Below are 6,707 nucleotides of genomic sequence, written 5' to 3'. Positions count from 1 at the left end.
TCTCGGCCGGAAGATCGGGATGCCACAGCGCAAACAGGGCCTCCAGCACCTCCCCGCGCGTGGGCAGACTGCCGAGCCCCGAGAATCTCGAAGCACTCATAAGAAACCTCCAGTTATAAGGAACCTTCCCGTCAGGAAATCCACCCGTCCCCTACCGCTTCGGGGCGCTCACCGCGTTCTTCAGGAGGTCGTCGAGCTGCTCGTCCGTCAGCTTCACCGCGTAGAACAGGTCATAGAACTCCCGGGTCGCCGCCCGGAAGTCGGCGTTGTAGGCCTCGGGATAGAGCAGGCTGGCGATCCACTGGATGCCCAGGAAGCGGTTGACCGAGGGAGGACGGTCGATCCAGCTGAAGGGGGTGTTCGGCATGGCGTAGACGCGGCCGTCCTTCACAGCCCGGATGCTCGCCCAGTCCGGATCGCTCTTGATCTTTCCATGTGCGCCGCCGCGATAGTCCTCCCACGCGATGATGACCTCGGGGTTCCAGTTCAGGACCTGCTCCAGGGACACCGGCGACATGCCGCTTCCCGAGACGGCCTTGACGTCCGCGACGTTTCTGGCCCCGGCAATCCTCAGCACCGTGGCGTGGCTGGAGGAGGCGGGCTCGGTGCTGAGGCCGTCGGGCCCCTCGGCATAGTACACGCTGACGCGCTTCTCCTCGGGGACCGTGGAGATCTTCTTCTTCACGTCGTCCAGCACCACCCTGCAGTAGGCGGCCAGCCTGGCGGCGCGCTCCTCACGCCCCAGGAGGCGGCCCAGAAATTCGTAGGCCCCCTCGATGTTCTCCATCGAAGCGTCCACGACGACCACCGGGATCCCCAGCTGCTCCTGCAGCTCGTCGGCCTGGGAGGCGTCGGTATCCTTCGGCTTCCCCGGGCCCACCGAGATCAGCAGCTGCGTCCCCGCATCGATGATCGCCTCGCGGTTGAGCTGTTTGCCCATCTGCATGCCGCCCAGCAGGGGCATGTCCGCGCAGGCGGGGTTCAGATACTTCAGCTCCTGTTCGTTGAACTTCATCGGCGTGCCCGCCAGCCTTTCGAAGTCCAGCGTGTACATGAAGATGAAGCCGATGGGGCTGGTCACATAGACCTTCTGCAGCTGCTCCGGCTCCGGGACGGTCACCGTCCGCCCCACGGAGTCGGTTACGCTTACCCCCGCCGCGGCCGCGGCCAGCGGAGCCATGACGAGCATCAACACCAGAAGCAGTGCGGACAGACCTGAACGCTTTCTCACGATACATCTCTCCTTCGGAATCAGATTTTCCAGCCCGGATCTCTCCGGACCGGCTTCCTCCCCCGCACCCCGTTCGGCGGGGAGGTTCAACACCTGCCTTCATCGACTGCCTTCATTGCATACCCTTCATTGCATCCCCTCACTCCGGGGACGCCCAGGCCCCAGGGCTGCGGATCGGAACGCAGACGGACGCGGTTCCCCCGCCCACGTCGACGTCGGATATCCTTACGGGGGTGCGGTAGATGGCCCGCATGGAGTCCTCGCGGATGACGCGGCGCGGCGGCCCATGCTCCAGGACGCGTCCGTCCTTCATCGTCAGGACGGAGTCGGCGCAGAAGAACGCGTGGTCGGGATCGTGCGTGACCATGAGGACCCCCATGCCGCCGTCCGAGAGGCGGCGCACCCGGTCGAGCACCGCGTACTGGTTCCCGAAGTCGAGGCTCGCCGTCGGCTCGTCCATCACCAGGAGCCTCGGCCGCTGCGCCAGGGCCCGGGCCACGAGCACCATCTGGCGCTGTCCCCCGGAGAGCTTCGTGTAGACGCGGTCGGCCATCCACCCGATGTCCAGCGTCTCCAGGACCTCGTCGACAATTTTGCGGTCCTCGGCCCCGGGCCGTGCCAGATAGCCGAGGTAGGGCGTCCGCCCCATCATCACCACCTCCCGCACCCGGAACGGGAAGGGCGGCACGTGCGCCTGGGGGATGTAGGCGACGCGGCGGGCCAGCCGCCCCGCGTCCAGCCGGTGGACCTCCTCGCCGCACAGGGTCACCCCGCCCCGCCCCGGCTTCAGTATCCCCAGGATGGCCTTGAGCAGGGTGGTCTTGCCGCAGCCGTTGGCGCCGAGGACGCAGACGAACTCCCCCTCGGCCATCGCGAAGGACACGTCCCGCAGAACATCCTCCCTCCCATACCCGACGCACAGGCCGGAGACCTCCAGCACCCGCGTCACCTCCTCGAGCTCGCGCGGTAGACCGCCAGGAAGAACGGCACCCCCAGGACGGCCGTCAGGATGCCGATGGGGATCTCCACGCTCGCCGCGTTGCGCACGACGTCGTCCACGACCAGCAGGTAGCTGGCGCCCAGCAGCGCGCTTGCGGGGAGCAGCGCCCGGAAGTCCGCGCCGACGAGGGCGCGTCCCAGATGGGGGATGACGAGTCCGACCCACCCCACCATCCCGGCGACCGACACGGACGACGCCGTGATGAGCGTGGCGGCCAGGATAACGGCAAAGCGCACCCGCCTTGGATCGACCCCCAGGCTCCGGGCCTCGTCCTCCCCGAAGGACAGGACGTTCAGCCGCCAGCCCATGGCGTACAGGACGCCCAGGGACAGGGAGATGGGCGCGAGGATGGCGAGGAGCTTCGAGCGGGTCATCGCGTGGAAGCCGCCCATCAGCCAGAAGGTGATGGCGGGCAGCCTGCCGTCGGAGTCGGCGACCAGCTTGGTGCAGGACGTGAAGGCGGAGCAGAGGGTGCTCACCATGATGCCGCCGAGGACGAGCCCCAGCAGGGGGTCCCGGGACAGGGTCCTGTTGACGAGGACCGTGAACAGGACCGCCGCGATGCCCCCGACCAGGGCGAGGGCCTGTATTGCGCCCAGCCCCAGGCCCAGCAGCAGCCCCAGGGCGGCGCCGAACCCCGCGCCCGCCGAGGCCCCCAGGATGTCGGGGGACACGATGGGATTTTTGAAGAGCCCCTGATAGGCGGCCCCGGCGACCGACAGCCCGGCCCCCACCAGCATGACGGCGAGGACCCGCGGCAGCCTGATGTTGAACAGCACCGTCGCCATCCTGCCGTCGGCAATCGGGGACGGGTCGAGGATGCGGCGCCAGACGGCGGCGGCAAGCTCTCCGACCCCGATGGGATACCTGCCGATCGCGAAGGACAGGAAGAACAGGACGACGGGGGCGGCGGCCATCAAGGACCATTTCAGCCCCCTCGGGAGGAGCCTCGGACGCGGTCCCATGTCAGGCCCCCGGCCTCGACAGGACGAACCATCGACCCTCGTCCTCGTTTTCCACGACCCGGCACCCGAGCCCGGTGCGCTCGATGATGCCGCGGAGCTCGACGGTGGACACGCTGCGCTGCCGCTTTTTGATGTTGGCGGGCCAGTCCGGCTCGAGCTCCCGCATCCGTGCCCGGATCCGCTCAAACGTCTCCCGGTTCCCGAGCCCGCCGCCGACATAGGCCCTTCCTCCGGGCTTCAGCACCCTGCGGATCTCCCCAAACGCCAGGGGGTAGTCGCGCCAGAAGCCCATGGACCCCCGGCTGACCACGAGGTCGAAGAAGGCGTCCTCGAGGGGCAGGGCATGGACGTCCCCGACGAGGCAGCGGCACCTGTCCCCCAGCCCCCGGACAAGCGAGCGCTCACGGCAGAGCTCCACGGCATCGGGGGACACGTCGACGAGCCACCCCTCGAACGGGCCCCGCTCCATCAGGGCGAAGCCCAGATGTCCGCCTCCGCAGCCGACGTCCAGCATCCTTCCCGAGAGGACGCCGGTGCGCTCCAGAATGGCCTCCGCCACCACCGGGTACAGCGGCGCGAAGACCCCGCTGGCGATCGCGTCGTACTCCAGGGCGTTTTCCATGTTGGAACTCCCCCCTGTATTTATTGGGGCTATGGACCCCCTCCCCTCCGGCCCCTTCGCGGCGGTCATCCCGGACGCCTCCCGGAGCGGGGCCCGTCGACGCTGACCATGCGCCCTCCCGTGAAGATCTCCATCGAGCAGCCCCGCCGGATGGCCTCGTCCAGCCTCTCCGGCTCCGTGCAGACGAACCCGGAGAGGTTGTCGGCGCCGTGTCCGAAGAGGACGGGGGAAAGCGGCACCGTCGGTCCCACCAGAGACACCCTGGCGTCCCGGCAAATCTGCAGGAGGCGCGGCAGCGTCTTGTTGACGAGGGTCATGCCGGTGATGAAGACGTAGTCCTGCTCGGGCAGGATGTACTCGCAGGCGCTGTCGGGGTAGTCGCCCGGCACGGGGTCGCGCTCCAGGATGGAGAGCCGGCACAGCGGCGCTATCAGCTCCTCGATGTGGGGGAAGTGCCCGATGATGGCCACCCTTTTCCCCGCGATCTCGTCGCGGAACGCGTAAAAGGCGTTCTTCTCCGTCCGGCTCTCGATGTCGTCCCTCGGCTCGCCGGCCGCCTCGAAGCCGGGGAGCGCCCGGACCCTGTCCCAGGAGTTGTAGTACGCGTTCAGGGCCGCGACGCCCAGGGTGGCCTCCAGAAAATTCCAGGATTTGGACAGGGCCGCCGCATCCCGCAGCGCCATGCCCGTCAGGGGCCCGCGGTGCAGGCGGCCGGGGCCCCCTCCATGCGTCGTGTGGGCGACGCCGGTGTTTCCGCCCGCGACGACCGTCGTCCACCGGCAGGCGATGTTGTAGGAGCTCACGGCGATGCCGGGAGGGATCCCCGCAATCAGTTCGTCGTACAGGCGCCACAAGGCAGCCACCCCTTTCGCACGGAAACGGCTATTGTCGTATTGTTTTTTAAAATATCTCGAGGATCCCCTTCATTATCCCTCGCGGGGCGCCGTAAGGCAACCATGGCGGAGCCCCCATGAAGGAAGCCCCCGAGTTGGCCTCGGAGGCTTCCTTCATGACGGCATGATTTTTTCGGGATAGTTTTTTCAGAATGTTTTTCTGAATGGGTATCGCCGGGCGGCATCGGGCAATGCCGGCGCTCACTTGATGCGGAAATATTTTTCCGGAACGTCCACCTCGGTCATGCCAAGGAAACCTCTGCCAAAAACATAGGTATCCTCGTAGACCATGACCAGTTTCCTGTTACGCACCCCGGTACCTGCATCCGTGTAATAGCTGGAGTTCCATCCCACTCCGGGGGTGGCCTCCGTGAAGCAGTTCATCAGCTCCCTGACGTTGTCGACCTTGGCCTTGCCCTCCAGGACCTTCCTGGCGAACCCGGTCAGCGCGACACTGCAAGTATAGTCGATGGAATAGGCCCAACTGGCCATACGCCCTCCCTGTCCCGCATCCACGATGACGCGCTCGATCTTCCCGAGCAGAGCGGGCCAATCACCCCTCTCCTGCGAAAGGTCGATTCCCAGAGCTCCGGAGTAGATCAGGGGGGAGTCGGACTCGACGAAGTACCCGCCGCACTCGGCAATCCGTTTCAACATCGGTTCCCTCTGAGAGTCGTTCGTACAGAAGAAGGCGGTATCCTTGCCATACTGCTCCAGCCAGGCGGGAAGCTTCTCCAGAATGAACTGCTGCGCTCCCGCCACACCGACGTCGCTGGTGGGGTCCGGAGACGTCTCGAAGACAAACTTCATCTCCAGGTCCCTGCAGGCCTCCTCCATGACGGCGCGTCTCCTGACCAGCGTCTCGTAGCTCATATGCCGGGGGAAGGAGATGTGGACAAAGGTTTTGGCCCCAAGCTTCTTCGCCGCCAGGGGGATGAGATAGCCTCTGCTGATATCGTCCCCGTTGACGGCGATATCGGCGGCGGCCGTCACAATCGCCGGGTCCTCCTGGATGTTTCCCGCGAGGAGCAGGATGTCGGGCCGCCGTTCTCGGATGCGGCGGAACGCCTCGGCCGTCCCCGGAACAGCCTGGTTGACGACGATGGCCTTCATCTTCGGGTCGTCCGCCAGACCGACCAGCTGGCCGATGGTGACCTCCATCTCGGACATGAAGTTGTCCGGATAGGTGACATGTGTGATCATGCCTCCCTCGGAACTGTTTCCATAGCGTTCGAGCATCAACTCGGCGCCCCGCAGGCTGTCCTCGCTCTGCGATACCGTCCCCGTCATGATCCCGATGTGAAAGGGCGCTTCCGCCCCCGCAGGGACAGCCGACAGGACAAATGCCAACAAGGCCGGAAAAACCAATTTCAACTTCACAGTGAAACACCCCTTTCGCCCATCCTTCCAATTCCAAATCGTTTGCAGGCAAAGGGAGCAAAAACGACGAAGCATATGCATTGTCCGGAATTGGAATCGGGGCTTTTTTTCCTGTACGATACGATAGCATAAAAGACGGAGCTTGAACATGACCGCCGAGCCCCCGCGGCCGAGGAAAAAACGATGCAATAACGGCCCGGGGGAAATTTCCCCAGGCCGTTGTTCCATCTGATTTGCCCGAAAAGCGCCGTTTCAGCGCCCAGCGCTCCCCGGCTGTCGCAGCGGAACTTGCTGCAATCCTGCCGCCTCCCCTCAAGGGTAGCTCGCATCCATGCTTCAAGCCGACCGATACGGGACGGACCGGACCAGCGGCTCCGCACGGGGGACGCGGCCCTTCAGGACCTCGGAGACGGCCTCGTAAACGCCCCGAACAACCTCATCCGCCGCGATGCCGACCGTACCGGCCAGACGCCCCTGACGAACGGCCTCCCGCGCCTCGGGGATCGCATCGACCCCTCCGATCGGGGGCGGCTTCACGCCTCGCTCCTCAAAGGCCTCCAAAGCGCCCAGGGCCATGAGGTCGTTGGCGCAGAACACGGCGCGGACATCGAGCCGC

At 65.8% G+C, this 6,707-nt stretch carries 7 protein-coding genes; all 7 read right to left on the bottom strand.

Annotated features, from left to right (window positions below; genetic code table 11):
• Positions 1-151: 151 nt before the first annotated feature.
• Positions 152-1,231 carry an ABC transporter substrate-binding protein gene (locus ABLA28_RS09875; protein ID WP_347713520.1) on the bottom strand — a complete coding sequence of 360 codons (1,080 nt, stop codon included), beginning with the start codon at positions 1,229-1,231 and terminating at the stop codon, positions 152-154.
• Between the two features lie 139 nt (positions 1,232-1,370).
• Positions 1,371-2,171 (bottom strand): ABC transporter ATP-binding protein, encoded by an 801-nt coding sequence (locus ABLA28_RS09870; protein WP_347713519.1) that lies wholly within the window; start codon positions 2,169-2,171, stop codon positions 1,371-1,373.
• A 5-nt stretch (positions 2,172-2,176) separates the two neighbouring features.
• Positions 2,177-3,196 (bottom strand): iron ABC transporter permease, encoded by a 1,020-nt coding sequence (locus ABLA28_RS09865; protein WP_347713518.1) that lies wholly within the window; start codon positions 3,194-3,196, stop codon positions 2,177-2,179.
• Position 3,197: 1 nt separating this feature from the next.
• Positions 3,198-3,818, bottom strand: coding sequence for a class I SAM-dependent methyltransferase (locus ABLA28_RS09860; RefSeq protein WP_347713517.1), 621 nt, complete (start codon positions 3,816-3,818; stop codon positions 3,198-3,200).
• Positions 3,819-3,883: 65 nt separating this feature from the next.
• Positions 3,884-4,672 carry a DUF364 domain-containing protein gene (locus tag ABLA28_RS09855; protein ID WP_347713516.1) on the bottom strand — a complete coding sequence of 263 codons (789 nt, stop codon included), beginning with the start codon at positions 4,670-4,672 and terminating at the stop codon, positions 3,884-3,886.
• A 240-nt stretch (positions 4,673-4,912) separates the two neighbouring features.
• Entirely contained in the window at positions 4,913-6,085 is a 1,173-nt protein-coding gene (locus tag ABLA28_RS09850; protein ID WP_347713521.1) for a DUF3798 domain-containing protein, read from the bottom strand.
• Positions 6,086-6,427: 342 nt separating this feature from the next.
• A partial coding sequence (locus ABLA28_RS09845; RefSeq protein WP_347713515.1) for a substrate-binding domain-containing protein occupies positions 6,428-6,707 on the bottom strand: 280 nt, incomplete at its 5' end.

It is taken from the genome of uncultured Fretibacterium sp. (assembly GCF_963544685.1).
Taxonomy (GTDB): domain Bacteria; phylum Synergistota; class Synergistia; order Synergistales; family Aminobacteriaceae; genus CAJPSE01.
Note: the sequence above shows the minus strand (reverse complement) of the source record. Positions and strands in the feature narration are given on the sequence as shown.

What these genes read in the sequence shown, in the direction of transcription:
- ABLA28_RS09860 (WP_347713517.1), bottom strand. Translation starts at nt 3,818, where the DNA reads ATGGAAAACGCCCTGGAGTACGACGCGATCGCCAGCGGGGTCTTCGCG.
- ABLA28_RS09865 (WP_347713518.1), bottom strand. Translation starts at nt 3,196, where the DNA reads ATGGGACCGCGTCCGAGGCTCCTCCCGAGGGGGCTGAAATGGTCCTTG.